Source organism: Undibacterium hunanense (genome assembly GCF_014284335.1).
Taxonomy (GTDB): Bacteria; Pseudomonadota; Gammaproteobacteria; order Burkholderiales; family Burkholderiaceae_D; genus Undibacterium; species Undibacterium hunanense.
In genome coordinates, this window is sequence record NZ_JACOGF010000011.1 from 112,175 (window position 1) to 138,316 (window position 26,142).

General features: G+C 50.6%; 27 protein-coding genes, 2 tRNA genes, 1 pseudogene and 1 riboswitch. Of the genes and pseudogenes, 15 read left to right on the forward strand and 15 right to left on the reverse strand.

Annotated features, from left to right (window positions below):
- From H8L32_RS19890 to H8L32_RS19910, 5 genes are read left to right on the forward strand one after another with little or no spacing between them, the layout of a single operon-like run.
- A complete protein-coding gene (locus H8L32_RS19890) occupies positions 1–1,683 on the forward strand; it encodes an outer membrane protein assembly factor BamB family protein (RefSeq protein WP_186949006.1) in 1,683 nt (560 codons plus the stop codon).
- A 7-nt stretch (positions 1,684–1,690) separates the two neighbouring features.
- A complete protein-coding gene (locus H8L32_RS19895) occupies positions 1,691–2,230 on the forward strand; it encodes a manganese efflux pump MntP (RefSeq protein ID WP_186949007.1) in 540 nt (179 codons plus the stop codon).
- Positions 2,231–2,239: 9 nt separating this feature from the next.
- Positions 2,240–3,502: a PQQ-dependent sugar dehydrogenase gene (locus H8L32_RS19900; protein WP_186949008.1), complete on the forward strand. Its 1,263-nt coding sequence runs from the start codon at positions 2,240–2,242 to the stop codon at positions 3,500–3,502.
- Positions 3,499–3,723: a hypothetical protein gene (locus H8L32_RS19905; protein WP_186949009.1), complete on the forward strand. Its 225-nt coding sequence runs from the start codon at positions 3,499–3,501 to the stop codon at positions 3,721–3,723. The genes H8L32_RS19900 and H8L32_RS19905 overlap by 4 nt, the downstream gene beginning before the upstream one ends.
- A 33-nt stretch (positions 3,724–3,756) precedes the next feature.
- Positions 3,757–4,254 (forward strand): lipocalin-like domain-containing protein, encoded by a 498-nt coding sequence (locus tag H8L32_RS19910; protein WP_186949010.1) that lies wholly within the window; start codon positions 3,757–3,759, stop codon positions 4,252–4,254.
- Between the two features lie 80 nt (positions 4,255–4,334).
- Here H8L32_RS19910 and H8L32_RS19915 read toward each other — a convergent pair whose 3' ends face one another.
- Together H8L32_RS19915 and H8L32_RS19920 are read right to left on the reverse strand one after the other, a co-directional pair.
- Positions 4,335–4,841 carry a GNAT family N-acetyltransferase gene (locus H8L32_RS19915; RefSeq protein ID WP_186949011.1) on the reverse strand — a complete coding sequence of 169 codons (507 nt, stop codon included), beginning with the start codon at positions 4,839–4,841 and terminating at the stop codon, positions 4,335–4,337.
- A 67-nt stretch (positions 4,842–4,908) separates the two neighbouring features.
- Positions 4,909–5,313 carry a VOC family protein gene (locus H8L32_RS19920; protein ID WP_186949012.1) on the reverse strand — a complete coding sequence of 135 codons (405 nt, stop codon included), beginning with the start codon at positions 5,311–5,313 and terminating at the stop codon, positions 4,909–4,911.
- Between the two features lie 232 nt (positions 5,314–5,545).
- Between H8L32_RS19920 and H8L32_RS19925 the strand changes: the two genes are divergently transcribed.
- The 6 genes from H8L32_RS19925 (at position 5,546) to H8L32_RS19950 (ending at position 9,433) form a co-directional block, all read left to right on the forward strand.
- Complete coding sequence (locus H8L32_RS19925; protein WP_186949013.1) at positions 5,546–6,415, forward strand: cell envelope integrity protein TolA; 870 nt, start codon at positions 5,546–5,548, stop codon at positions 6,413–6,415.
- A gap of 6 nt (positions 6,416–6,421) precedes the next feature.
- Positions 6,422–7,708 (forward strand): Tol-Pal system beta propeller repeat protein TolB, encoded by a 1,287-nt coding sequence (gene tolB, locus H8L32_RS19930; protein WP_186949014.1) that lies wholly within the window; start codon positions 6,422–6,424, stop codon positions 7,706–7,708.
- A gap of 43 nt (positions 7,709–7,751) precedes the next feature.
- A complete protein-coding gene (gene pal, locus H8L32_RS19935) occupies positions 7,752–8,282 on the forward strand; it encodes a peptidoglycan-associated lipoprotein Pal (RefSeq protein ID WP_186949015.1) in 531 nt (176 codons plus the stop codon).
- Positions 8,283–8,385: 103 nt separating this feature from the next.
- The gene (gene ybgF, locus H8L32_RS19940) at positions 8,386–9,147 is read left to right on the forward strand and encodes a tol-pal system protein YbgF (RefSeq protein WP_186949016.1); all 762 of its coding nucleotides are present in this window, start codon (positions 8,386–8,388) and stop codon (positions 9,145–9,147) included.
- Between the two features lie 79 nt (positions 9,148–9,226).
- A tRNA-Lys gene (locus H8L32_RS19945) sits at positions 9,227–9,302 on the forward strand.
- Positions 9,303–9,357: 55 nt separating this feature from the next.
- Positions 9,358–9,433 (forward strand) — tRNA-Lys (locus H8L32_RS19950).
- A gap of 387 nt (positions 9,434–9,820) precedes the next feature.
- On the opposite strand, the gene H8L32_RS19955 is transcribed toward H8L32_RS19950, so the two are convergent.
- Together H8L32_RS19955 and H8L32_RS19960 are read right to left on the reverse strand one after the other, a co-directional pair.
- Entirely contained in the window at positions 9,821–11,578 is a 1,758-nt protein-coding gene (locus tag H8L32_RS19955; protein WP_186949017.1) for a GGDEF domain-containing protein, read from the reverse strand.
- Between the two features lie 184 nt (positions 11,579–11,762).
- Positions 11,763–12,053 carry a tyrosine-type recombinase/integrase gene (locus H8L32_RS19960; RefSeq protein ID WP_268977644.1) on the reverse strand — a complete coding sequence of 97 codons (291 nt, stop codon included), beginning with the start codon at positions 12,051–12,053 and terminating at the stop codon, positions 11,763–11,765.
- Between the two features lie 110 nt (positions 12,054–12,163).
- Between H8L32_RS19960 and H8L32_RS27830 the strand changes: the two are divergent.
- Positions 12,164–12,489, forward strand: a pseudogene (locus H8L32_RS27830) (IS21 family transposase); the annotation flags it as partial.
- A 159-nt stretch (positions 12,490–12,648) separates the two neighbouring features.
- Here the strand turns inward: H8L32_RS27830 and H8L32_RS19965 are convergent.
- Complete coding sequence (locus H8L32_RS19965; protein ID WP_186949019.1) at positions 12,649–13,167, reverse strand: hypothetical protein; 519 nt, start codon at positions 13,165–13,167, stop codon at positions 12,649–12,651.
- Between the two features lie 458 nt (positions 13,168–13,625).
- Between H8L32_RS19965 and H8L32_RS19970 the strand changes: the two genes are divergently transcribed.
- Both H8L32_RS19970 and H8L32_RS19975 read left to right on the forward strand, forming a co-directional pair.
- A complete protein-coding gene (locus H8L32_RS19970) occupies positions 13,626–14,498 on the forward strand; it encodes a class I SAM-dependent methyltransferase (protein ID WP_186949020.1) in 873 nt (290 codons plus the stop codon).
- A 144-nt stretch (positions 14,499–14,642) separates the two neighbouring features.
- On the forward strand, positions 14,643–16,100 hold the full coding sequence (locus tag H8L32_RS19975) for a Ppx/GppA phosphatase family protein (RefSeq protein WP_186949021.1): 1,458 nt from the start codon (positions 14,643–14,645) through the stop codon (positions 16,098–16,100).
- Positions 16,101–16,187: 87 nt separating this feature from the next.
- Here H8L32_RS19975 and H8L32_RS19980 read toward each other — a convergent pair whose 3' ends face one another.
- Together H8L32_RS19980 and H8L32_RS19985 are read right to left on the reverse strand one after the other, a co-directional pair.
- A complete protein-coding gene (locus tag H8L32_RS19980) occupies positions 16,188–16,694 on the reverse strand; it encodes a hypothetical protein (protein WP_186949022.1) in 507 nt (168 codons plus the stop codon).
- 434 nt (positions 16,695–17,128) lie between these two features.
- Complete coding sequence (locus H8L32_RS19985) at positions 17,129–19,249, reverse strand: TonB-dependent siderophore receptor (protein WP_186949023.1); 2,121 nt, start codon at positions 19,247–19,249, stop codon at positions 17,129–17,131.
- 67 nt (positions 19,250–19,316) lie between these two features.
- Positions 19,317–19,416, reverse strand: a riboswitch (TPP riboswitch).
- Positions 19,417–19,612: 196 nt separating this feature from the next.
- Here H8L32_RS19985 and H8L32_RS19990 point away from each other — a divergent pair.
- Entirely contained in the window at positions 19,613–20,137 is a 525-nt protein-coding gene (locus H8L32_RS19990; RefSeq protein WP_186949024.1) for a hypothetical protein, read from the forward strand.
- 82 nt (positions 20,138–20,219) lie between these two features.
- Here the strand turns inward: H8L32_RS19990 and rarD are convergent, their stop codons facing one another.
- The 8 genes from rarD to H8L32_RS20030 all read right to left on the reverse strand — a co-directional run bounded on the left by rarD (position 20,220) and on the right by H8L32_RS20030 (position 26,141).
- A complete protein-coding gene (gene rarD, locus H8L32_RS19995) occupies positions 20,220–21,116 on the reverse strand; it encodes an EamA family transporter RarD (RefSeq protein WP_186949025.1) in 897 nt (298 codons plus the stop codon).
- 104 nt (positions 21,117–21,220) lie between these two features.
- Positions 21,221–22,141: a cobalamin-binding protein gene (locus H8L32_RS20000; RefSeq protein ID WP_230412321.1), complete on the reverse strand. Its 921-nt coding sequence runs from the start codon at positions 22,139–22,141 to the stop codon at positions 21,221–21,223.
- Positions 22,141–22,980 carry a pantoate--beta-alanine ligase gene (panC, locus tag H8L32_RS20005; RefSeq protein ID WP_186949026.1) on the reverse strand — a complete coding sequence of 280 codons (840 nt, stop codon included), beginning with the start codon at positions 22,978–22,980 and terminating at the stop codon, positions 22,141–22,143. Before panC ends, H8L32_RS20000 begins: the two co-directional genes overlap by 1 nt.
- A 77-nt stretch (positions 22,981–23,057) precedes the next feature.
- Entirely contained in the window at positions 23,058–23,915 is an 858-nt protein-coding gene (locus H8L32_RS20010) for a segregation and condensation protein A (protein ID WP_186949027.1), read from the reverse strand.
- Positions 23,916–23,969: 54 nt separating this feature from the next.
- Positions 23,970–24,179, reverse strand: coding sequence for a DUF3460 family protein (locus H8L32_RS20015; RefSeq protein WP_186949028.1), 210 nt, complete (start codon positions 24,177–24,179; stop codon positions 23,970–23,972).
- Positions 24,180–24,298: 119 nt separating this feature from the next.
- Entirely contained in the window at positions 24,299–24,880 is a 582-nt protein-coding gene (locus tag H8L32_RS20020) for an LOG family protein (protein WP_186949029.1), read from the reverse strand.
- A gap of 8 nt (positions 24,881–24,888) precedes the next feature.
- Positions 24,889–25,560 (reverse strand): TetR/AcrR family transcriptional regulator, encoded by a 672-nt coding sequence (locus H8L32_RS20025; RefSeq protein WP_186949030.1) that lies wholly within the window; start codon positions 25,558–25,560, stop codon positions 24,889–24,891.
- Between the two features lie 62 nt (positions 25,561–25,622).
- Positions 25,623–26,141 carry an RDD family protein gene (locus H8L32_RS20030; protein ID WP_329605204.1) on the reverse strand — a complete coding sequence of 173 codons (519 nt, stop codon included), beginning with the start codon at positions 26,139–26,141 and terminating at the stop codon, positions 25,623–25,625.
- Position 26,142 lies beyond the last annotated feature (1 nt).

Below are 26,142 nucleotides of genomic sequence, written 5' to 3' on the forward strand. Positions count from 1 at the left end.
ATGACGCAAACTAACTGGTGGATGTTTCATGGTGACACTGCCCATACCGGCGAGGTACAGGGCAGCGACATCAATCGTGACAGTCTGGAGCGCTTTGCGCTGCTGCATGATGTACCGATTCCTGGCCCGGTATTGTCAGTGCCGGCCATCGTGGATGACTATCTGTATGTCGGTCTGGCTAACAACCATGAATTACCTGGTGCAAACGGTGGCAAGTTCATGAAAATTGAACTGGCCAGCGGCAAGACGGTGGCCCATTATGAATGGCCGATAGATCCAAAAGAGGGCGACACCCACGGCTTCATGGGCATGGGCTGTACCCCGGCGATATGGAATAATAATGTGTATTTCAGTGCTTTCAACGGCAAGTTTTATTGCCTGAATGCGACTGATCTCAGTCTCAACTGGGTGGTTGACCTGCGCCATGCTGACCCCGATCATAATCAGCCCACCTCCAACCTCGGTGATGTCAGTGCTGGGGTCCCTGCTGCGGGCTGGTCGTCCCCTGTGGTTGCTTCGCAGGATGGCACTAACGGGCTGGTGTTTGTTGGCATGGGCGAGGGTGAAAACCCTGGCTGCTTTGGCTTTGTGTATGCGCTGGATGCGCTGAGCGGGCAGGTGCAATGGATATACTGCACCTGCCAGTATGAAGAAGGCGTACCCAATTTGCCGAATGTATTACCGCCCGAATCGGTGTCTGGCAGCTTGCCTGCCATGTATTCAATGGGGCCGAACAATCCGGCCATACGCGGGGCCTCTGTGTGGTCATCCATTGCCTATGATGAACGACTGGATCGCCTGTACTGCGCCACCGGCAATCCGGTGCCGGACAGTGCCTTGCCCAGCAAAGGGTTTTCCAACGGCATCCTGTCGCTGGATGCCGCGACGGGCACGTTCCGTGGTTTTTTCCAGCCACCACCAGAAAGCAGTTATCGTTCCTCTGACGTTGATGTTGACTTTGGCGGATCGCCCACCCTGATGACCATCAATGGCCAGCGCGTGGTGACTGCCGGTTGCAAGAATGGCGGCTTCTTCAGGCTTGATGCAGCTACATTGAAATTGTTGAACTGGCGCCAGTTACTGCCTTACTACAATGACGGCAGCCAGATCCCTACTGTTGATCCACACGTATCACCGAATGACCAGCGTCTTGATCCTTATGTGCCGAATCAGGCATCGGATGAAGAAGATCAGGAAAATTATTCCGGCACCTATAGCACGGCAGCCGTGCATACCAAACTGGGGCGTCTGTTCATGGGTGTCGGTGGCAATAATTATCATAATGTCGAAGCCGGTATTGATTACCGCACCACACCCTTCCTGCGGGCGCTGGACTGGGAAACCCTGGAAGATGCCTGGGCCATGGATGACAGCGATCCGCGCTTGTATATCGAAGCACAGCCACCCATGTACCGGACACCCGGCGAATCTGGCCTCAGTTCACCGGTGGTGGTGAATGACCTGGTGTTCTTTTCCACCTCCAAAGTGGCGGTGTATGCCTTTGATGCCTATACCGGAAAAATGCTGTGGCAAGATCAACTGGGCGACCAGACCGGCGGCATGAATGGCGGTTATGGCTATTGCCTGGGGCCTGCGGTGGCCGGTAACTACATGGTGGCTGGTGCACTGGTATTTGGCAAACAGGGCGGCGTGCTGCGTATCTACGGTTTGAAAGACAAGTGAGGCTATGATGCTTGAAGTTATTTTATTTGGTGTTGCCGCTGGCCTGGACAATTTGCAGGTAGGTTCTTCCATCGGCCTGATGCCCATGCAGCGCCGGCGCCTGCATCTGCTGGCACTGGGGTTTTGTATCTGCGAACTGGGTGGTGCCATACTCGGCCTGCTACTGGGGCGGGCTTTTCTTGCGCAGATCGGTCCCTTGGCCAATGGCCTGGCATCGTTGGTGATGCTGGCCTGCGGGGTGGTGATCTTGTGGCTGGCTTTTCGCAATGAGGCAAAGGCCTTGCCGGATTTTGTGAATCACAAAGCCGTGCTGTTTCTGCTGCCCTTGTCACTGAGCCTTGACAACGTGATTGCCGGTGCCGGCATCAGTTTTTCCAGTGCACCGGTACTCACTTCTGCCATTGTGGTGGGGGTGATCAGTGCTGCCATGGCTTGTTCAGGATTGTACCTGGCCAACTGGTTGCGCCGGTTTATGCCACGGCGCATAGAAATGCTCTCTGGTGCTTACCTGTGCTTTCTGGCCGTGCGCATGATGATCGCAGACTGACTGATGACCATGCGCGCATTTGTTACCGAGCTTAATTTTCCCACCAGCCTGGCGCTGGCACCGGATGGCCAGGTCTATGTGGCAGAGTCGGGTTTGCCGTTTGACCATGCCCCCAAAGGCGGGCGCGTATTACGTGTCAATGAAGATGGCAGCGTTGCCGAGTTGCTCAAGGATTTGCGGCAACCGGTGAATGGCCTGGTCTGGCATGACAATAGCCTCATCATTTCTGAAGGCGGTTTTCCGGGGCGTATCAGCCGCTTGGACCTGGCAACTGGTCAGCACCATACCTTGCTGGATGATTTGCCCGGTTTTGGCAACTACCATACCAATATGGTGGCGATCGGGCCGGATCATAAAATCTATTTCGGCCAGGGAGCCATGACCAATAGCGGCATCATAGGTACCGATTCGAATGATCTTGCATGGCTGCGTGAAATCAAACATGCGGCTGATATTCCCGGCTATGACATCAGCCTGAGTGGGCAGGTGGCGACCATTACCGATCCGGAAGGGCGACTGGTGTCCACCAGCGCCTTTGCCCGCTATGGCCAGGTGCATGCCGCGGATACCCGCATGGCGGCACAATTGCCCTGCACGGCCAGTGTCATGCGTTGCAATCTGGATGGCAGTGAGCTGGAACTGGTAGCATGGGGCATACGCAATGCCTATGGCTTGCTGTTCTTGCCGGATGGCCGTTTGATCGCGACCGAACAGGGGACCGATGTGCGTGGTGTGCGCCCGGTCTGGAACTGCCCTGATTTCCTGTTCGAGATCAAGCAGGGGGCATGGTATGGATGGCCAGACTATTTGGGCGGAAAACCTGTCAGCTCACCCGTTTATCGCAGCCCGGATGGTGTGGCGCAGGAATTTGTGTTGACCAACCATGCACAACTGCCGCCGCCAGAATCGCCGCTGCTGGCATTTGATGTGAATGCCTGCGCCGTCAAGATGGCACTGATACCAGACAGACTGTCCCATGCCGGAGATTTACTGGTGGCGCAGTTTGGTGATGAACGCCCCATGACCGGGCCACCCGGCCCGCGTGTCGGACGTAATCTGGTACGGGTGAATACCCGTGACTGGAGCCTGCATCCTTTACCGCAACTGCCATGGTATCGCCCCATCGATGTAGCGTTTTCTGCTGACGCTGCCTTTGTCTATGTGGTGGACTTTGGTGACTTTGAATTTACCGCAAAAAAAGACATTGTGGCGCGCGCCGGTAGCGGTGGCGTCTGGAAAATACCTGTTGATTTTATGGAGCTGAGATCATGAGCATGGTTTCTTTTGGAAAAGATATTGCCCCGCTGTTCAATCAATTTCGCGCGTCCATGATGTGGCGGCTGGACCTGACAGATTATGAACAGGTCAAAGCCAATGCCGACATGGTGCTGACGCAGATTCAAGGTGGCATGCCACCACCGCCATATCCCCCTCTGACCACGGCACAGGTTGCCATGTTTCAGGCATGGATCAATCAGGGTTTTCCTAAATAGTTTATTTCCAATACGGGAAGAAAGAGAGACAACATGAGTCTGAATGCGCATTCCATTATCGGCACCTGGGAAATGGTAGAAGCCTGGGATATAGGCGATGACCCGAATGACCCGACCAAGAAAACCTACCCCTGGGGTAATCCATCCGCTGGTTACTGGGTGTATGACAAAAGCGGACATTTCAGCCTGATGATTTCGCAAAATCCGCCACTGCCGATTCCGGCAGATCCCTTCAGCGGCGCACCGCAGTCGTCATGGCTGACGCCGGCCAAGCCCTGGGATGTTCCGCATTCATTGCTGATAGACAGCTTTGCCACAGCCAGCCCCTATGCCTACTTTGGGACCTATACCGTGGAGATGGATACCAATCATCCGCATCTTGGCGGCACGATAGTCATGAATGTATTTTCTGATGTCATGCGGGCCTACACAGCGACCGTGCAAAAGCGCACTTTCCTGTTCGACGGCCATGATTACCTGAATGTAGGCACGCCAGGTCAGTACCTGCGACGCCTGAAGCGGCTGACCTGAAGCGATGCCGCCAATCCTGCTCTTGCCTGCATGTTTTGGTGCCAGCAAGAGCAGGGCGTTCATTGATTTTCAGGGGCGTTTTATGGCGTGGATTGCGTGGATAGTGCAGAACCCGCAGGGCTGCTTGCCAGTCTGTTCAGCGCCTCACCCTGCAAACGGCGCACTACCATATGGCTTGCCTCTGTGGCGCCGATGGAATCGTAAAATTGCCTGCTCATGGCTTTGTCTTTGACAGTGAGCCATTCTATCCTGCTGCAAGCATATGCCTGGGCAATCCCGGCCAGATGTTGCATTATGCCCAGCGCAAGCCCCTGGCGTCGGTAATCTGGATGTATGTAGATGGCTTGCATATACATGTCACGGACACCAGTGAAAGTACCCCATTTCCACGAATAAATGACAAAGCCGACGATATTCTGCTGTAGCAGAACAAACTTTGCTATGGCTGCCGGTTCAGGGCCAAACAGTGCGTCCAGCAATGCATCCCGGTCGGTGCGTATTTCTCTCACGCCGTCGCTATGGCCCAAATCAATGAGCATATCCAGCAAGGTATCGACTTCTGTTACCGCTACGTTTTTGAATTCCATGTCAAATCAGGCTCAGGTAATGCGTTTGCTGTGATTTATCCGCTAGCTTGGTGGGCGGCTGCATTGTTTATTTCCCGTGCCGGGGTAAAAATGCCCTGATCTGGAATACATTGCCTTCTGGGTCGTAACCGTCGCAGATGCGGCACTGCTGAAATTCCCATTCATGTTCAGGCGCATCAAGTTGTCCGCCCAGACGGGCTGCTGTCTCCCGTGCAAGGCCGATATCGTTGACGGGCAAGACCAGTTTGATGGCAGTATCTTCTCTGCGCTCAGGCGGGCTTTTGATGTCAAAAGTATCGGCAATATGCGCTGGTATGGCGTGTATCACCAGCTGGAAGTGAGGCAATGCAAGGATAGAATACGTGTCATCGGCATGGCTTATGCCACACTGCATGATTTGCTCATAAAAATGACTGAGTTTGCTCAGGTTCTTTGCGTAAATGACTGCGCCGGGTATGGGTAAGCTGGACATGATGTATTTAAAATGAGGTGTCTGCATGGGGCGAGTTACCACAAAATGGGGCAAGCGGCGATCAAATTTTACACGGATTGGCTTTTTGTTATGAGTGAACTCGTCAAGTCTTGAGGGAAAATGCACTTTGCAGTTTATAATTTCAGCTGTTACAACAATTTGATTGGCACTTTGTTACTGATATGGCGAACAATTCCCGGAACCAAGTCAGGCAAATGAAGTCTCATCGACTATGAATCAGGTTTCCAAGCAAGCGTATCCAGGTTATCACCGGCATCAGTCAGGTCAGTTGCGGTCCATCGTATTGGCTGCACTCGTGCATATTCTTTTGATCGGCTTTCTGTGGGTAGGCATACGCTGGCAAAACAAGGAAAGCACAGCGGTTGAGGCCGAAGTGTGGGATCTGACTACCCGTGAAGCGGCTCCCAAACCTGTTATCCTGCCGGATCCCCCGCCGGTTGTTGAAGAAAAACCCAAAGAACCGGTCCCTGTGAAAGAAGAAGTCAGGCAGGAAGACCCGGAAATCGCGATCGCCCAGGAAAAAAAGCGCAAGTTGCTGGAAAAGAAAAAAGAAGAAGAACTGCAACGCGAACTGGCTGAGAAAAAACGCAAGGAAGAGCAACAGGAAAAACTGGCCGAGCAAAAGCGCAAGGCAGAGAAACTGGCGCTGGAAGATGCCGACAAAAAGAAACAACTGGCCAAGGATAAGCTTGCCAGCGATAAATTGTTCAAAGAACAAATGCAGCGCATGACCAGTCAGGCGGCCAATACGGGTAGCGGTGGCTCAGGTGTTGTTGCCAAATCGACAGGAAATAATCGCGGCGACCCCAGTTATATTGCAAAAATTGCCGCCAAGGTTCGTTCCAACACCAATTTCAGTGCAATTGACAGCACGGCCGGTAATCCTACAGTCGAATATCACATAGACCTATTGCCAGATGGTTCACTCCGTGGTGCAATACGCAAACTTAAATCATCGGGTATCCCCAGCTTTGACGAAGCAGTGGCAAAAGGCATAGAAAAGTCTGCTCCTTTTCCTCGTGACAAGTCGGGCGAAGTGCCTCCCAGCCTTGAGCTGGTTTATCGTATGAAGGAAGAATAAATACCAATGATGTCCATGTTGAAAAAAATTGCAGTGTCCGCCGTGCTGGCCGCAGTAAGCAGTTTGAGCGTTCTGGCACCCGTGCATGCACAAATACGGGTTGAAGTGTCTGGTGTTGGTTCCAACCAGATTCCGATTGCCATTGCCGGTTTTACCGATGAAGCGCTGACGCCCCAGCAAGTGACCAGTATCATCAAGGATGACCTGAACCGCAGCGGTTATTTCAGGCTGATTGATACCAATGTCGTGCTGAATGAAAACGCCGCCATCAATTTTGGTGACTGGAAATCCAAAGGGGCCGACGCTCTGGTCGTTGGCAGCGTACAAAGCCTGAGCGATGGCCGTTTCGATGTGCGCTATAAATTGTTTGATACCCTGAAATCGGCTGCGCTGGCTGGCTTTTCAGTATCCGCACCACCTGGCAATATCCGCCTGACAGCCCATCGTATTGCCGATGATATTTATGAAAAGTTGACCGGTGTGCGAGGTGTATTTTCTACCCGCATTGCTTATGTCACCAAGGCTGGCTCTGAATACCGCCTGGAAATCGCCGATGCCGATGGCGAAGGCACCAAGATCGCCCTGCGTTCTGCTGAACCCATCATTTCACCTTCATGGTCGCCAGACGGCACCAAGGTGGCCTATGTATCTTTTGAATCACGCAAGCCTGTCATATGGGTACAAAACCTGATTACCGGCGAACGTACCATCATTGCCAACTTCAAGGGCAGCAACTCTGCACCTTCGTGGTCGGCTGATGGCAGCAAGCTGGCGGTGGCGCTCTCGCGCGATGGTCAGACCCAGATTTTTACCGTCAGTGCGAATGGCAGTAACCTGCAAAAGCTGACCAGCAGTTCCGGCATTGATACTGAGCCGCAATTTTCTGCTGACGGACAATCGATTTACTTCCTGAGTGACCGCAGTGGCGGTCCGCAGATTTACCGCATCAGTACTGCAGGTGGCGAAGCAAAAAGGGTAACCTTTAGCGGCACTTACAATATCACACCAAGAATATCCCCGGATGGCAAGACTTTGGCTTATATTTCACGTCGTGATGGAAAATTCCAGCTCTACGTCATGGATTTGGCCAGTGGTCAGGAGCAGCGATTGTCCGACACCACCAAAGACGAGTCACCGAGTTTTTCACCCAATGGCCGTTACATCATGTACGCCACAGAATCAGGCCGTCGCGGCTCGCTCGCTGTGGTGTCGGTAGATGGCAAGGTGAAGCAGAAATTGACGGTTCAGGCCGGAGATATTCGGGAGCCCACCTGGGGTCCTTTCATGAAGTAAGCAGTATTTATTTCGGTATTCATTTATTTAATCAGGAGAGAAAATGCGTTTCACATCCCAATCCAAGACTCTGGCCATGCTGATTTCCAGCGTCGTTCTGATGAGTGCCTGCGCTTCCAAAGTCCCTCTGGAAGATAAAGCAAAAGTGGAAGAAAAAGCACCGGTTGTTGTCCAGACTACCCAGGCTGATCCTAACTCCGTCAAAACAGTGACAACAACAGTTGATCCGTTGACACAAGGTGCACTGGCAAAACGCAGCGTGTATTTTGACTATGACAGTTACACCGTCAAAGATGAATTCAAGCCTGTTATCGAGGCGCATGCCAAGTATCTGGTTGCCAATAAAAACCGTGGCATCCTGATTCAAGGTAACACTGATGAACGCGGCGGCCGCGAATACAATCTGGCACTCGGCCAAAAACGTGCTGAAGCAGTACGTAAAGCCCTGAGCCTGCTGGGTGTGTCAGAAGCACAAATCGAAGCTGTTTCTTTGGGCAAAGAAAAGCCAAAAGCAACTGGCAGCGACGAAGCTTCCTGGGCTGAAAACCGTCGTTCAGACATCATCTACAAGTAATCTTCGTGTCTGAAGACCTGGCAATGTCTGGTCTTCATTTGCGTTCAACGCCGGATAGCTGCCATAGCTGCTCCGGCGTGTTTCCATTTTTTTGCAGATCGCCATGAAACTCAATTCCATACGCACTTCTTTCATTGCAGCGGCTATCGCCATTGCACTGGCACCTTCTGTCGCCTCAGCCGGCATTTTTGATGATGATGAAGCACGCAAGGCCATACTGGATTTGCGCAACAAGGTCGATGCCGTCAGCAACAAGCTTGATGCCAAGCTGGAAACCAAGGCAGATAAAAGCACCGCGCTTGAACTGGCCAATGAGAATGAACAACTGCGGGCAGAAATTGCCAAACTGCGTGGGCAAATTGAAGTGCTCAGCAATGACCTCGCCAATACCCAGCGCCGCCAGCAGGATTTTTATGTCGACCTGGACAATCGCGTACGCAAGCTTGAACCCAAGCGCATGACCGTGGATGGCAAGGAAGCGACGGTTGATGTTAACGAGCAGCGCGCCTTTGATGCTGCCATGACCCTGTTCAAGGGTGCAGATTATAAAAATGCAGCAAACGCATTTTCCAGCTTCCTGGTGAACTATCCGCAATCGGCCTATGCTGGTTCTGCCCAGTACTGGCTGGGTAATTCGTACTACACCCAGCGTGATTTCCGCAATACCATCGCGGCCATGCAGCAACTGGTGAAGGCTTATCCTGACCATCCCAAGGCACCAGAAGCCATGCTCAATATCGCCTCCTGCCATATGGAACTGAAAGAAAAGGCAGCCGCCAAGAAAGTGCTGGAAAGCTTGATTGCTCAGTATCCCGAGACTGAAGCCGCACAGGCTGCCAAGAACCGTTTGTCAGCCATGAAATAGTGTCAACGGCAGGCCCAAGGGCGATAATCTGCCAGCAGCGTTGACAGGGTGGCCTGAACATACTATAATCTCTGTCTTCGGGTCGTTAGCTCAGCTGGTAGAGCAGCGGACTTTTAATCCGTTGGTCGCAGGTTCGAATCCCGCACGGCCTACCACGAATACCAAAGACTTAGGTCGCATCACTAAGTCTTTATCTTTTTTAGCAGTTTTGGGTCGTTAGCTCAGCTGGTAGAGCAGCGGACTTTTAATCCGTTGGTCGCAGGTTCGAATCCCGCACGGCCTACCACGAATTTAGTAGTACAGAACAAGGCTACCAGCTTCGGCACGTAGTCTTTTTTTGCGCCCCTATATTTTCTCCCATCCTCGCTCCGTGCGTCCTGGCACACTATCCGAATGGCAATGCTGTGGCCATCGGGCTGAAGATATTCTCTTCTTTGCTATAGATATAATAGCAATTCCTGAACCACGCCATCCCATCACGGCTCCCACCCTTACGGCAACTGCTTTCCTGGTAGCGAATTCAGCACGTCTCAAGCTTAGATTCCACCAAACGGCACGCGCTTATTTGCAGTGCAGAATTTCCCCTATAACCAACCGCGCACGCAGTCTATTGCATCGCATGCCAGCTGCCTTCCGACCGGCTAAGACACCGTCTCTAACCAACCGAACAAATTCAAAAATTGGTCATGATGCTTGCAGAGTCCTCGTACGCCCTATCGCTGTCGATAACATAACGATCTTTGCCGCCAGACTTCGCCAAATAAAGCGCCAAGTCCGCACGTTTGAATACATCCGACAAGTCCGTATCGCTTTCAAATTTTGCGACGCCAACACTGATTGTTGTCGGCGGCATGAAAGCTTTACGCACTCCATTCACCAATTCAGTTGCGAATTCCTGTAACTTATCCCTATCACCTTGGAAGACGATCCCAAACTCCTCGCCCCCCAACCGTCCACAAAGATTTCCCTCTGAAACTCTTGCGATAATCGACGCAGTACTTTTCAATACTTCATCGCCAACGTCATGCCCCCTGCTGTCGTTTATTTTCTTAAAGTCGTCAATGTCAACCATCAAAAAATACAGTCCGTCGTTGACACTACGTTTTTGAGCCTCGCGCGCTTTCCACATGAAACGTCTTCGATTTTTCAGCCCCGTCAATGCATCTGTAAATGCAAGTATCCTAAGCCGCTGACTAGAACGCATCATCACCACTACAATAATTATTAGTGAAAAAACGACCAGCATACTCAATCCCAATGCAAGTAACTGTAATTTTTTAATCTCATGCGCGTTTTTGAGCTCCGCCTGCTGTGACTCGTTTTGCTTTGCTAACTTGCGGTTTTGTTGTTGCTGCTGCTCAGTTTGAAAACGAACCCGGAGCAGGCCGGTCTGTTGATCCAACGCCTGCTGATCGAGCTTATTCTTAGCCTCTAGCTGAGAGACACGTTCCTCATAGGCAGCTTGAATTTGATTTTGCCCAAGAAATGCGAGCGCACGGTCTTCATGAATCGTGAGAAGGAAGCGGAGATTCCCAGTTTTCTGAAAATAGGCCAATGCACGATCGAGATCGTGAAGTGCCTCGGAGTTTTTACCTGCCCGCCTTAATGCTGCACCGCGTGCTTGGAGTAACAACGCCGCCCGCTCCTCACCAGTTGCTGTCGCTTCCAGTTTTATGGCATGGTCAAGTTGCGCCAATGCTTCCACATGACGGCCCATTTTCGAAAGGGCCATGCCAATCGAACGCTCGTCAAAAGAAACCTCGTCTGCCGGAGCTTTCCGTTGCACATCAATCTCGCGTGCCCGGCGAAAATGAGGAAGTGCCAATTCCGACTTGTTTTGATTATTGTAGAGTATGCCAATATTGAACTCAGTGGTACTCTCCCGCCCTAAGTCCTTGGAGTCACGTGCGATGGCAAGTAGCTTATTCAGAATAAGCAGCGCATTTTCATAGTCCCCGACATGTTTATCGCTATAGGTCAATGCAAGACTATTCATGACCATAATGTTGTAAGCTTTGTTTCCAGTCTTTTCAAAAATGGAAAAAGCTGTATTAAGGTCATTTAGCGCATCTGGGTATAACCCGAAGTACGTGCGCCGATTCCCGCGCACAAAAAGCACACTAGCCTGCAAATTCAAATCATTTTGCTGCAAGGATTGCTCTAGAAATAACGTGTACTGCGTTTCGATTAGCTCGTAACTCGCCGAATCATCATGAAAGCCCATTTCACATAGACGTACCATAGCGCTCGCCCCGACGTCCCCTGCCAAGTCTCGCTCCGCTTTCAGACTCGCAATGATGCCTTGAGCCGCAGCGCCATTGTCAGAGGCCAGAATCAGGCACTGATCCGCCCGCTCCCTCAGCGAGGAAGCTCCCTGAGCGAAATCACTAATGAACAAAAGAAATACTACTACTAAGCGCATATGTCTCATTTTTTCTCCTGCTTTGCGTAATTGTACCCCTTGTCATGGCGACGGTAAAATGCAAAAAAGCAATATTCAGATGGACTAAGAGACAAGGCTACACCAAACCACATGCGTGGGCATCACCAAACTTAGCTCGCGAGAATCATGAGCCGTTCGAGCGCGGATCACTTCCGTTGTACTGACTCCGCAATCAATGGAGCCGTCTCTTTTTTTCAGCCATCTCTCGCATGTTTGGCATGGACACGTCCGGCAGGCGAGCTTTGATGTAGATCTCAGTGGTGGTCACGCTCTCGTGGCCTAACAGGTGCTGGATGCGCTCAATCGGCGTTCCAGAGCGATACATATCGGTCGCCCCCTTCCCCTTCAGATCGTACATGCCAAAATTGGTCAAGTCTTCCTTGCGTACATATCGCCCGAACATGGCGACCAGTCCGGAATACGTGTATTTTTTTCGACACGAGTATGTCCGAATGTCGGCCAAACTGTCTTGGCGCTCATTATCCAGTTTCTCTTTTTGCTGGATAAATTGCGTCTAAAATTGACTCACGTTCAGCACACAATCCTACTTATCTTGATGAGTAGGGAGCAGGAGTGATTGACGTGGCATTACTAGGTATTATTCGACGCTGGCAAATTCGTGAAGGATCCCATTATGGGAGATCGCCAGACGACTGGGCATCTCTCGCAACACAGTTCGGCGTTATCTGCGGGCTGAAGTCACAGAGCCAGCCTATGCGGATCGACAAACAACAAGCGCCATCGATAAATATGCATTACAGCTGTCAAGCTGGCTTAAAACCGAAGCTGGCAAAAATCGTAAGCAGCGACAAAGCTTAAAACAACTTCATCTGGATCTAAAAGAACTGGGATTTGAAGGGTCGTATGACCGGGTGGCCGCCTTCGCCAGGAAGTGGAAGGTGGATCAAACTGACAGGGTCAATTCAGCTAGCAAACGCACAGGTGCATCAAGCAAACCTACACCAATATAAATTATGGTTCAGCAGTAGCGATGACAGGCAAAAAAGCACAATGCTATTTTTATGCAGAAATATGCGGTTGCATTTCTCTTGGATTTCTTATTTGAAATTATTAGGGTTCTTTAGTATATTCGCTGCAAGTAGATCAACAGGAGGCTTCTTACTTGCTACAATAGTTTCAAGATATTTTCTATTATCTGCAGTGAGTTTTTGTCCAAGAGCGAGTATCTTCTCCATTTTTGCGATATTTGTCTGATCGATATCAACTATCCGGTTTTCTACATTTTGTATTTCCCAGTCTCTGAATTGTAATATGTCAATCCGCTTCATCTTTGCTAGAGTTGCTTCTTGTTCTGCTTGAGGCATTTTTCCAATGAGTACAAAAGTGGTTTTTTGCCCATCCTTTAATATTATTTCTTGAGTTGATATTACTGCAGCAGTGGATTGAGTTGCATTTACTTTATCCACTGCTACTGCCGCACCACTGATAGACAATGCGAGCGCTGCCATTGCAAGCGCAGAGTGAACGCGTGATACTTGACCCGATTTAGAGCGGGTTTCTAGACTAGAACGGACTTGTTCTACTGCGAAGATGTTTTTGCGTGTGTTTGTAGCCATATTCATCAAAAAATAAGAACAATCCAAGCACAGATACTCTAACCAATGGTATATAGATCGTCAATTTAATTTATTGATGTCTTTCTGTTTCCCTGACTATATCGGCGTTCACTTTGTAGAAAAATCCAACCATATCAAAAATCTGGGTTTTTGCGATTGATTACGGTTTACTGATTGCTTATTTCTCCACGCAATCGAATGCAAATTTAATTGCCAGCTTGATCAGCAAAGAGCAACGCTAAGTAATCCTGAATTTCAATTATTTATCTGACTATGACGTCAAACCCGAGCTTTTTTTGTTTTATGGTAGTCTGATCTGCAAGAATTAATCAGCTATCTAGTGCAGTAGATGCCTGATGCGCGTCATCGGCAAACTAGGCCAGCCTATTTGAAGGCCGCGAAATTATCGTACCCCCTATGTTGGATGTATAAGAAGTATAAGTTACGAGTAGATCATCATGAAAAAGACCGGTAGTAAAGTGGCAGAAGTACAAGATAAACAAGAGAAGCATGAAATACGTCCTGGTCAGTCTCTGGAGTTACTGAAAGAGCTGCATATATTGACGCGTGACGGCAAGATGAATCAGGATAGCCGCCGCAAGCTCAAGCAGGTATATCACCTGTATCAGTTTATTGAACCGCTGTTGCTGAAACTGCAGCAAGACCATGCAGACATCAGCCTGGTGGACCATGGTGCAGGCAAGTCTTATCTGGGGTTTATTTTGTATGACCTGTTTTTTAAATCAGCACAGGCGCAAAGCAAGGCCAGGATTTATGGCATAGAAACCAGAGATGAACTGGTGCAGCGTTCTACCGAACTGGCGCAAAGGCTGGATTTTCCTGGCATGTCTTTCCTGAATCTGTCGGTTGCCGATTCGATTACATCGGATGCCCTGCCTGAAAAAATTGATATCGTTACTGCATTACATGCCTGTGATACGGCAACTGATGATGCCATACAGTTTGCGCTGAAGAAGAAGGCACAGTTCATGGTGCTGGTGCCTTGCTGCCAGGCCGAAGTGGCATCCGAGTTGCGTAAAGCCAAGGGCGAGGCCGTGCGGAACAACCCGCTGTCGGAAATGTGGCGTCACCCTATTCACACGCGTGAATTTGGCAGCCAGATCACCAACGTGCTGCGTTGCCTGCAACTGGAAGCGCACGGTTATCAGGTCAGGGTCACGGAACTGGTAGGATGGGAACATTCCATGAAAAACGAACTGATCGTGGCCGAATATAAAAACCTGCCGGCAAGGCGGCCGGCAGAGCGCCTTGCTGAGGTCCTGAAAACCACAGGCCTGGAAGCCATGGAAAGACGTTTCTTTGTGCATTAGTGGCTAGAGCTCATTCCTATTTATGAAATGAGTTCTGATTGTGGCATGTTACAAGCTGGTCACTGTCAGGTCATAAAAAATGATTAATATCATTTATGCTTAATTCAGTTCAATCATCATTATCATCAGTAAAGGATAGAAAACATGCTGGCCGCCGTTGACTTGGGTTCCAACAGTTTTCGCATGCACATTGCCCGACATGAGGGTGATGTCATTAAAGTTGTTAAAAGCGCACGCGACCCGATACGTCTTGCTGCGGGCCTGGATAAGAATGGCAATCTGACGCCAGAGGCGATGCAAAAAGCCATTTCCTGCCTGGCACGCTTTCGTGAAATTCTGGATACCTATCCAATCGAAGGCCTGCGCGTGGTTGCTACCAATACCATACGCATTGCAAAAAATGCCGCTCAATTAATGCCGCTGGCAGAAGCAGCGATAGGTTGCCCCATCGAAGTGATATCGGGCGAGGAAGAAGGCCGTCTGATTTATATGGGTGTGTCGAATGCCGTAGCGATTCCTGGTGAGCGCAGGCTGGTGCTGGATATTGGTGGCGGCTCTACCGAAGTGATACTGGGCCATGGCCATGAGATCATTAAAGTGGAATCCTTCAGCATCGGTACGGTCAGGCATAGTTCAAGTTTTTTCCCGGATGGACGACTGACAGATGCAGCTTTTGAAGCGGCGATCCTGTCTGCCCGTTCCATGTTTGAAGATGCTGCCCCACCATATCAGCCACAGCACTGGCGCAAGGCCTATGGATCATCCGGCACTATGCGGGCGATTTCAGATGCGATCAGCAAGGGTGGCCTGGGTGATGGCACACTGACGCTGAAAAACCTTAATCTGCTCAAGCAATATTGCGTGCAGACCGGGCAGATAGATAAGCTGGAGTTAAGCGGCATTAAGCCTGAACGGGTTGCCATGGTCGTGGGTGGCCTGGCGATACTGATAGGTTTGATGACGGAATTTAATATTGCTGTCTTGCTGCCGGTAGAAGCTGGTCTGCGTATGGGCGTGATGTGGGATTTGTACCTGCGTGCCACCAAGCGTGACCGTCGTGAACTGTCAGTGCAATCGATCGCCAAGTTATTCCACAGTGATGTGTCACGTGCCGACCGCGTGGCGGATATGGCGAAGTCGCTTTACCAGCAATTGAAGCCTTCTTCGGAAACCTATACCCGACTGTTGCAATGGAGCGCGATGCTGCATGAAGTCGGCATGGTGATATCGCATACCGGCTATCACAAGCATGGCGCTTACATGATAGAAAATGCCGACATGGCAGGTTTTACCACGCGTGAACAAAGGGTGATGAGCAAACTGATCCTGAGCCAGAAAGGTAATCTGCGCAAGATCGGTGATGGCCTTGCAGATGTGGATTTTGCCAAGGCTGTGTTGGCGCTGCGTTTGTCGGTCATGCTCATGCATTCACGTGCAGAAATCGATTTTGAAGATGTGCGTTTGAAAATGAAGGGCAGAGTTGAACTGGAAATGAAACGCGACTGGGTCAGTGTCCACCCAACAGTGGCTTACTGGTTGCAAAAGGAAATTGAAGCCTGGCGTGAGATAGGAATAGATTTTCTGGTCAGGGCGAATGTGTAATTTTTTTCGTCAGCCATATTGGTAATTCCTTGCCCTGTGATTTTCTCCGGGCAAGGATGCAATTCTGTTACATGCCATCAAATCTTGTCAAATGCAGTCAGCCACCATCAATGACCTGAATACGCGTCCCAATAATTTGCCGGATTTATCATAGGCTTCAAATAATACTGTGCCACCAAACTTGTTTGGTTTTCCGCCCACCAGGTCATAAAAGTGGATTTTGCTGACTGCTTTTAGCGGGAATGAAATGATGGTCCGGCTTCCCACATAGGGGTCGTGTTGCAGTTTGTAGATATGGATAAGTGAGATTTCCGCCTCATTGAGTTTGCCATGGGCTGCCGAATTCGGATCAGTATCAAAGTCAAGGTCGCTGGATATTGCATACACTTTCATCCTGATGTCTTGATTGCCTGCCTTGCCATCAATTTTTCCTGCCAGTGCGCCATCGGTCAATTTGTCGATCTGTATTTCAAACCGATGTTTGCCATCACCAAAGTCAGGAAAAGTGGCGTGGCATTTTAAAACTTCTTCCGCACTCGCAAGATTGACCAGCAGGGCGCTTGTGATAGCAAAAATATACTTGAACGTATTCATCATGCCTGCTCCATTGGAAAGCCCAGGTTGAGAATGACATAGCCTGTGTGCGAGGCCAAGTACTGTTTATAAAGTATTGAATATTAGGACGTGCTGACCTATCTTTTAGGCAAGCAAATGGGTTTGAAACCTTGTCTGACTAAGCGTGCGGAGCGCTGCTTGGCGATACAAGTGACCGACACACAACAACGCCAGGCGAGGTTTCAGACCCATTCCCTCCGGGTTCCCCTCATAGCGCACGCTGGACTGCAGGGGTTGCAAGATTCTGCGTCTTGTCAGGGGCACCAGCCCTGACTGCGCCGCACGCCTTGCCAGCCTGCGCTATGAGGGGAATGCTTTGTCTAAAAGACAGGTCAGTACGCCCTAGTCCCAAGGACAATAAAAAAGCGATGCCAGATCAATCTGGCATCGCTTTTTGCTTGGGGCAAGCTGTATCAGAAATCGAATTGTGCTGACACTTTGTAAGTACGTGGTGCACCAGGGAACAAATAACCGCCCAGTGATTGGGTCACATCGCGCCAGTAAAACTTGTCCAGCGCATTGTCGATATTAAAGCGCAGGGTCGTTGCCGTATTACCGATTTGTGTCGCATAGCGTGCGCCCAGGTTGACGACATGGTAGCCAGGTACTGTCACACTATTGTCCGGGCTGAATGCCTTGCTGCTGGCATATTGCCAGCTTGCATTGACATTTAAACCCTTGACTTCAGTGACGGCATAATCGGCATAAACAGTAGATTTGAAGCGCGGCACATTCATGACACGTTTGTTGTCCAGGCTGCTGATGCCGGTGTTTTGCTGTTTTGCATCCAGCGCAGTCAGACTGGCTCCCAGATTCAGTTGCGACGTCAGCTTGCCTTGTGCAGACAGTTCCAGACCTGTATGCAGGGCTTCGCCATTGCTGACATAGGTATTGCTGCTATTGGTATATTCCAGCGGCTTCTTGATGCGGAAGATGGCTGCAGACAGGCTTAGATCACGCTGTACATCTGCCTTCACCCCAAATTCAACTTGTGTGGATTTGCCCGGGTTCAGCATTTTGTTTTCATTGCTGGTACCGAAAGGGGCGATACCGCCATGTTCCAGCCCTTGAGCAAAACTGCCGTAGACAGAAACCTGTTGCACGGGTTTGAATACCAGCGCTGCCGTCGACAGAAACTTGTTCTGGTCATAGCCAGGATTATCAAACTGAGTGCGTGAAATATTCAGATGACGCAGACCCAGATGCAGTTTCAGATTGTCTTGCAGGCTGATGATGTCCTGTACAAAGGCAGACCATTCCTTGTCAGTACGACGCAGTAAAGCCGGGCCGGTTTTGTTGGTGGATGGCGCTACGGCCACAGGGCGGAACAAATTGCTGCTGCCCGCATAGTCATACACATAATCACCAAAATAATCTTTACGCTGTGAATTGCTGAGGCCGACAGCCAGCTCATGCTGCATGCCGGCAAGGCTGAATTTACCATTCAATTGTGCTCGCGTACCCCACAGTGATTTGGATTCATTCACACTCTGGTAGTCATACACATCATAGTCACCATTGGCGCAATAGCCGGGGTAGAGATTTGCGGCGCCACAACCATACGGGAAGGCTGTGTAATCATCCCGTTTGAATTCATGTTTGTTGGCAGACAGGCTGGCTTGCCAGTCCTTGTTGATCTGGTATTCAAAACGCAAGCCCAGATTGCTGTTGCGGGTATCTACAGGCCTGGCCCAGGGCTGTGCATTCAGCATCAGGTCTGCCGGTACGCCACGGGGTAAATCCGTGCCATTGAATAATTGAAATCCGGGAACGGACAACTGCGATTTATGCTGATAGTCTGCATCGATCTGCAACAGTGCCTGTGATGTGATATGCCAATCAAACGCAGCAGACACAAACTGGCGTTCGCCATCTGCACCTTTGACATACGAACGCAAACGTTCGCCTGCCGCGTTGATACGGAAACCAAACTGGCGGTCGCTGGAATTATCGCTGATATCTGCCGCGCCATACAGCGTGCCGCGCTCACTGATTTCCAGGCTGACCGAGCGCAATGGCGCACTGGTCGGGCGTTTGGTTACATAGTTGATGATGCCGCCCGGCGTGGCAAAGCCCGCCTGGAAACCGGCAATGCCCTTGAGTATTTCTATGCGTTCCTTGTTTTCCAGCGGGATGGCGGCATCACCTGGAATGGCAAAACCGTCCTTGCGATAGCTGGATGAATTATCCAGGGCAAAACCGCGTATCGAGAATTGTTCGGCATAGCCGATGGCGTTGTAGGCATCATTCACGCTGGCATCGAATTTCATTGCATCCGTGGTCTGGCGCACGCGCAAATCCTGCATCTGGCTGCTGGTCATCACATTCACCGAGAATGGGGTATCGACCAGGGCCGTTTCGATAAAGCCGGACGCCTTGCTGCGTTCTGCTTTGCCTTCGGAAGTCTTGTTGCCCGTGACTACGACTTCAGGCAGGGACTTTTCTGTCGTCTGAGCCTGTGCATGGGGCAATAATACAAATGCCTGGGCAATGGAAAATGCCAGCAGGGCAGGGCGAAATGGGGTATCAGACATGGTTTGCTCTTTATTTGCGCTTTAATGCGTTGTGGATGACAGCGCGGGAGCAAACAAAGAAACGGACGAACGGGACTTTGCGCTTCCCTTCGCTGGCATTATCCAGATCAGGTAGAAGGGACTCTCTCACCCGGAAACATTTGCTTCCAGGACCCCTAGCGAAGCCCGTACTTTACCATGAAAGCGGCCACAAGATTTGTAACACAATTTGAATGTTGGTACGGCGTATGGCAAAACTTGGATATGATGTAAATGACATCATCACAGAATTGTTGAAACAGTTGCATGTACAGTTAGCAAATAATACTTGCTCATGCAGGCCCGCATTCATATTTAACTCATATTTAGCCACGTCAGTCTTATATGCCTATGTCCAATTTCCAGCGCCTGTTTTTAAGTTTTTGCCTGCTCAATGTGACGTCAGTTTTTGCGCAAGAAGGTGCATCAGCGCCGGAATACACACTGAAGCGCGAAGATGAATCAACTGGTTCGCGTATCCGGCAAAATGCGGTAACTGGTATCAGGGTGCCGATCAATAAGCCTTATGCTGAATTGACTGACGAGCAAAAAGCCAGGGTCCGTTCATTGTATGAACACTTGGATGAAGCGGATGAGCCACCGTATCCTTTAAAAGGCACCAAAGAAATTCTCAGGGCAATTTCGAATGCGCAGGATGTGCTTCATCTGCAAGGGGATTTGTCGGTCTTCGTTGAAGTCAATGCGGACGGGACGCCGAATGCCGTTGGTGTGTTGAAGTCGCCGGATGAACGGATGACAAACCTGGTAGCGACCGCATTGATACATGAACGATATAAACCAGGTTTGTGCAAGGGAACACCATGCAAAATGCAATTTCCCTTGCGTATCAAATTAGGCATGACACGTTGATTACGCGCTTTTGCGTGAGCGCTGTGCAATCTCTTTAATTGCGAGCCTGGGCAGCTTAGGTAGATTAGGTAGATTAGGTCGCTCAGGTAGCTTGTTTGCCCGCATTTTCAACTGACCTGAAGTTGCGCCAAAGGCCCTCGCAAGAATACACAAGCAGCGCAGCCCAGATGGCAACAAAGCCGAGCATTCTGCTGGAGTCAAAAGGCTCGTGATACAGCCATACGCCAAGCAGCAACTGCACCAGTGGCGACATGTACTGCAACAGCCCGAGCGTGGTCATGGGTATGCGGCGTGCACCAGCAGCAAACAACAGCAGCGGGATGGCGGTGATGGGGCCGCTTAGCAGGATCAGCATTTTGATATCGATATCGCCGCTGATGAAGGCATTCTGGCCATGCATGCCCATCCAGATCAGGTAACCAAGGGCAAACGGGAAGAGCAAGGCAGTTTCCAGTGACAAGCCTTCCAGCGCACCCAGGGACGAGGTTTTACGTAACAGGCCATAGGTACCAAAAGAAGCAGCCAGGATCAGGCCTATCCACGGCAAATGTCCTGCCTGCCAGGTCAGCCAGGCTACGCCACAGGCTGCCAGTGCAACCGACAGCCATTGCACAGGGCGCAGGCGTTCACGCAGCCAGACAGAGCCGATCAGGATATTCACCAGCGGTGTAATAAAGTAGCCAAGGCTGGCATCAATGATATGGCCATGGTTGACGGCCCAGATATACACAAACCAGTTGGCAGACAGCAGTAGCGCGCTGATGGCAAAACCAGCTATCAACCTTGGCTGGCGCACCGCCTCGCTGATCCATGACCATTGCTTGCGCCAGGTCAGCACACCAAGCAAAAACAGCAATGACCATACCATGCGATTCAGCAGAATTTCCAGGGCAGGCACTTCATGCAGGGCTTTGAAATAGATGGGGAACAGGCCCCACAGCAAATAGGCGGAGCCTGCAAACAAGATACCTTTACGCATCGCTGCCAATCAAAATAGAAAGCCTGGGGGCCAGGCGAGACCGCTATTATCGCCTTAAAGCAAAATGCCTGCTTCTGATGCGATTTTGCGTAGTTCTATTCGTCTTATTTTGATCTGGCTGTTGCCAGGTGCTTGCACAGTGCTTCAGTGCCATCCAGTATGCGCGGACCTGCGCGATTGAGCCAGTCACCTTTTACAGCGTAGAAATTATTCTTTTTGACGGCTGTCAGGATGGGAAACTGTCGCCAGTCGGCCAGCGCATCTGCATTCTCGCCTGTGGTCAGCATCATGTCGGGATTGGCTGCCAGCACGGCTTCGATGGTGATGGTGGAACTGAGTTCTTTCAATTTGCCAAATACATTTCTGCCACCGCACAGGCGTATTGCATCGGACACCATGTGATCATCATTGAGTGTCATCAATGGCCTGCGTACCATCTGATAAAACACGCTGACTGGCGTGGCAGAGGCGGGCAGGGCATAAGTCTTGCGCAGATTGTCCAGGCGCTGGCGGAATTTCTGTGCCGCTGCCTGGCCTGTAGCATCGGTGCCTGTCAGGATGGCCAGCCGTTCTATCGACGTCGCCACCATTTCAAAATCATGCGGTTCGCTTTCAAAAACGGTGACGTTATTGCTGCGCAATTTGTTGGCCAGTATTTTGGCATTGCCGGTTCCCCAGATAATCACCAGATCGGGTTTCAGGGCCAGCAGGCGTTCCAGGTCCAGCGCGAAAATATTTCCTATTGAAGGCAGTTTTTTTGCGGCTTCCGGATAGTCACTGTAATCGGTAACGGCAACGATCTGTCTGGCCGCACCAGCTTCAAACAATAATTCGGTAATGTGCGGTGCCAGGCTGATGATGCGTTGTGCAGGTTTTGCCAATGTTACTTGGCGCTGCGCATCATCCAGTACCGTGATAGCAGCCTGGACTGTGCCTGTCGCACAGACACCGGCAAGTGACAGCGAGAGCATGCCGGCACTGCACAAGCGTTTCAGTGCCGGTTTTGCGGCTTGCAGCACGCGCATCAAATTTCCAGATTGTCGATCAGGCGGGTACCGCCCAGTTTGGCCGCTGCCACCACGACCAGTTGCGCATTTTGGGCAATGTCACCGGCAGATGGTGGTTGCAAATCAGCGCGCTTGCGGATGGAAATGTAATCCGGTTTCCAGTTGCGTGCAGCTAGTCTGGCCATGGCTTGACGTTCCAGCTCGAACATGTCGAGATGGCCGGCGCGTACTTCAGCAGCGACTTCATTCAGGGTCTGGTACAGGATTGGTGCTTCAGCGCGTTCTGTGGCTGACAGATACATATTGCGCGAAGACAGCGCCAGGCCATCGTCTGCGCGGTAAGTTTCTGCGGCAATGATTTCGGTTGGCAGGGCAAACTGCTTGCTCATATTACGCACGATCATCAACTGTTGATAATCCTTTTTGCCAAACACGGCAACCCGTGGCTGTACACATGAAAACAGCTTCAGTACCACGGTGGTGACGCCGGTAAAAAAGCCGGGACGGAATTCGCCTTCCAGGATATTGCCCAGATCATCCGGTGGGCGCACACGGTATTCTTGCGGTTCTGGATACAGGTCTTTTTCAGTGGGTGCAAACAGTACATACACACCTTCTTTTTCCAGCTTGTCTACGTCAGCCTGGAAGGTGCGTGGGTATTTGTCGAAATCTTCATTCGGACCAAACTGCAGGCGGTTGACGAAGATTGATGCGACGACTGGGTCGCCATGTTTTTTTGCCAGGCGCATCAGGGATAAATGCCCTTCATGCAGATTGCCCATGGTCGGCACAAATGCAGTACGCAATTGTCCGCTTAACTGGTCGCGCAACTCTTCAATGGAGGAAACGATTTTCATGGTGCAGCTCTATAGTAATAAATTGGTTGTGGTCGGTGCCAATGGATAACGTGTCAAGACGTATCGTGATTTGCCAATCAGGCTGGCGAATACGCCAGGCGCACATAAATCGGTGCAAAGGCTTCGGCCTGGGTAATTTCTATCAGCGTTTCCTTGGCCAGTTCAAGCAGGGCGACAAAATTGACGACCAGCACAGGCGCACCCCGGCTGGGGTCGAACAGGTCAGAGAATTCTACAAATTTGGCGGACTGCAGTTTACGCAAAATGCCGGTCATGTGTTCGCGCACAGATAATTCTTCCCGGCTGATTTTATGATGTGCCACCAGCGTCGCCCGTTTCAGTACATCGGCCCAGGCGGACTGCAAATCGGCAATCTCTACATGCGGCCAGTGCAGGATCGTATTTTGTTCGACGAAAACCTGTGCATGCAAAAAGTCGCGCCCCAACTGTGGCACGGCATTCAGGTCATAGGCTGCCAGTTTCATTTGCTCATATTCAAGCAGGCGGCGTACCAGTTCGGCTCGTGGATCATCGGCTTCATCGCTATCGGCGCTTTTATTCGATGGCAGCAGCATGCGTGATTTGATTTCAATCAGCATGGCGGCCATCAGCAGGTATTCTGCGGCCAGTTCCAGATTATGTTTGCGTATCTGATCCACATACTGCAGATATTGCAAGGTGACTTGCGCCATCGGAATATCGAGTATGTTGAAGTTTTGCTTGCGTATCAGATACAGCAGCAAATCCAGCGGGCCTTCAAATGCTTCCAGAAAAATTTCCAGTGCATCCGGCGGGATGTACAGATCGGTAGGAAGCTTGAACAGCGGTTCGCCATATAATTTGGCAAAGGCCAGCCCATCGACAACATCAGGTGTGCTGTCAACGGCACCAACCAGTGGCAACTCGGTTGGCGGCAACGCATTGGTGGCTGTCACAGGCTTCTCTGTCTACAGGCTGATGTGGGCGATATCGGGTGGTATTGGGCGGTGTTAGCCCTTGTTTTGATAAACGTAAGCTTGCTGATTGATGCGTGATTCAAGCTGGCGCTTTTGGGTATCGAGGTCGACCGGTTTTTTATCCCACAACAGGGCACGACCATCACGCTGGCTTTGTTCCAGCGCAGGGTTGGCTTTTTTCAGGTCTTTGATGAACTGAGTTGCTTCGGATTCGTATAACGGGAATTGCTTGGAAAATTTCATAATTTGAAATAAACACGAAAAGGTCGGATAAAGTCGCATTTTACTCCGGTTTTGGCCGGAAAACGGCTTTTGCCTATGGAGTAAGCGTTCAGAACAGGCTGCAGATCATACCGGGCAGCTTACAGGTCTTTGACATCCAGCCATTTTTTGATATGGACAGGGCGGTATTGGGCAAATTTTTGCAAAAGGTTGGCAGCATCATTGTCGATATACAACAAATCCAGGTGTGCTGCCCGCAGGAAGCCTTGCTCTACCGTGTGCAGCAAGAAATCATGCAGCTTCTGGTAGAAACCATTGATATTGTATAAACCAACCGGTTTTTCATGAAAACCCAGTTGTGACCAGGTCAGCACTTCAAACAGTTCTTCGAAGGTACCTATGCCGCCCGGCATGGCAATAAAGGCATCTGACAGCTCTGCCATCATGGCCTTGCGTTCATGCATATTGCTGACGATATGTAAGTCAGTCAGGCCGGTATGGCCGACTTCCTTGTCCATCAATGCCTTGGGGATGACGCCCGTGACCTGCCCACCCAGACGCAGCACCTCATCGGCAATGATGCCCATCAGGCCGACATTGCCACCGCCGTAGACCAGACGCAGTTGCTGGCTGACCAGTTGTGCCGCCAGTTGACGGGCGCCGGCGGCATACTCCGTCGTGATGCCGGGCGAAGAGCCACAATAAACGCAGATTGCTTTCATACCTGATGTCATGCGGGATTCATCTTGCGCAGGTAATCCTGCGACAATTTTTCAAATACATTCTTGGTTTCGCCACGCAGGTAAGGGCTGATCAGTACGATCACCTGATAGCAGCCGCGCGCCAGCGAGTCAGACATGGTCTGCAATTCGGTGTATTTACGCGGATTGCGTACATATTCATACGACAGCCAGTAAGTGGCTACCACCACCATATTGGTGGCCAGGGCGTCGATATCCATATCACTGGCCTCAAACTCGCCATCAGTGCGCAAGCCGTTGCACAACTCGGTGGCAACCTTGATCTTGTGTGTCAGGATTTGCTTGAAATTCAGTTCCAGCTTGCGGTTTCTGGACAGCAGGTCATTGAGGTCGCGATAAAAAAAACGATACCGCCATACCAATTCAAATGTCAGGTGCAGATAGGTCCAGATATCCTGGATATTCGCCTTGCGGCCTTCAGGGAAGGACAGCTTCTTGTTGATTTCCATTTCGAACTGGGTAAAGATGGAATTGACGATATCATCTTTGTTGCGGAAATGGTAATACAGATTGCCGGGGGAAATATTCATTTCCTCCGCAATGACTGTCGTAGTGATGTTCGGCTCACCGAATTCATTGAAAAGGCGCAGGGATAATTCCAGTATGCGTTCCCTGGTGCGACGAGGAGCTTTGTGTTGCATGTCATTCTTCTCGATAAATTATTTCATAAGAATAACATTGAAAAGCCAACATCAAAAGCAGATCAGGCGTCAGAACTCGCTTTGAGTTCATTTTCGGAAGGAATGTGGATCAATCGCGTCTTGGCAAGTTTGTCGTGCAGAAACTGTCCGTGTTTGTCCAGCCGGGCTGTCATGGCCCAGCCGACGACGCCTGCAGCGATGACCAGAACCATGGGCCATTCTTTCAGGCCCAACTGATAATTCAGTGCCATGGCAGGCAAAAACCACATCCATGACAGGCAATAACGCACGATGGCTTTTACCACGGGTAACTTGCCGCCATCCAGATCTACTGCCTTGATACGCCAGGTCTGCATTGCCAGGGTCTGGCCGCTGCGGCACCAGCAAAAGACGAAATAGGCACCAATGACCAGAAACAGCCAGCCCTGGCGCGCGTGACGTAATACCAGCGCATGCCGGCTTTGTGTCAGCACATCAAAAATCCAGTCAGAGACAAAAACAATGCCAAACAACAGCATTCCTTCATAGACCATGCAAATCAGGCGGCGACGTAATGGCGGGGCAGTAAGTTCAGAATTCACA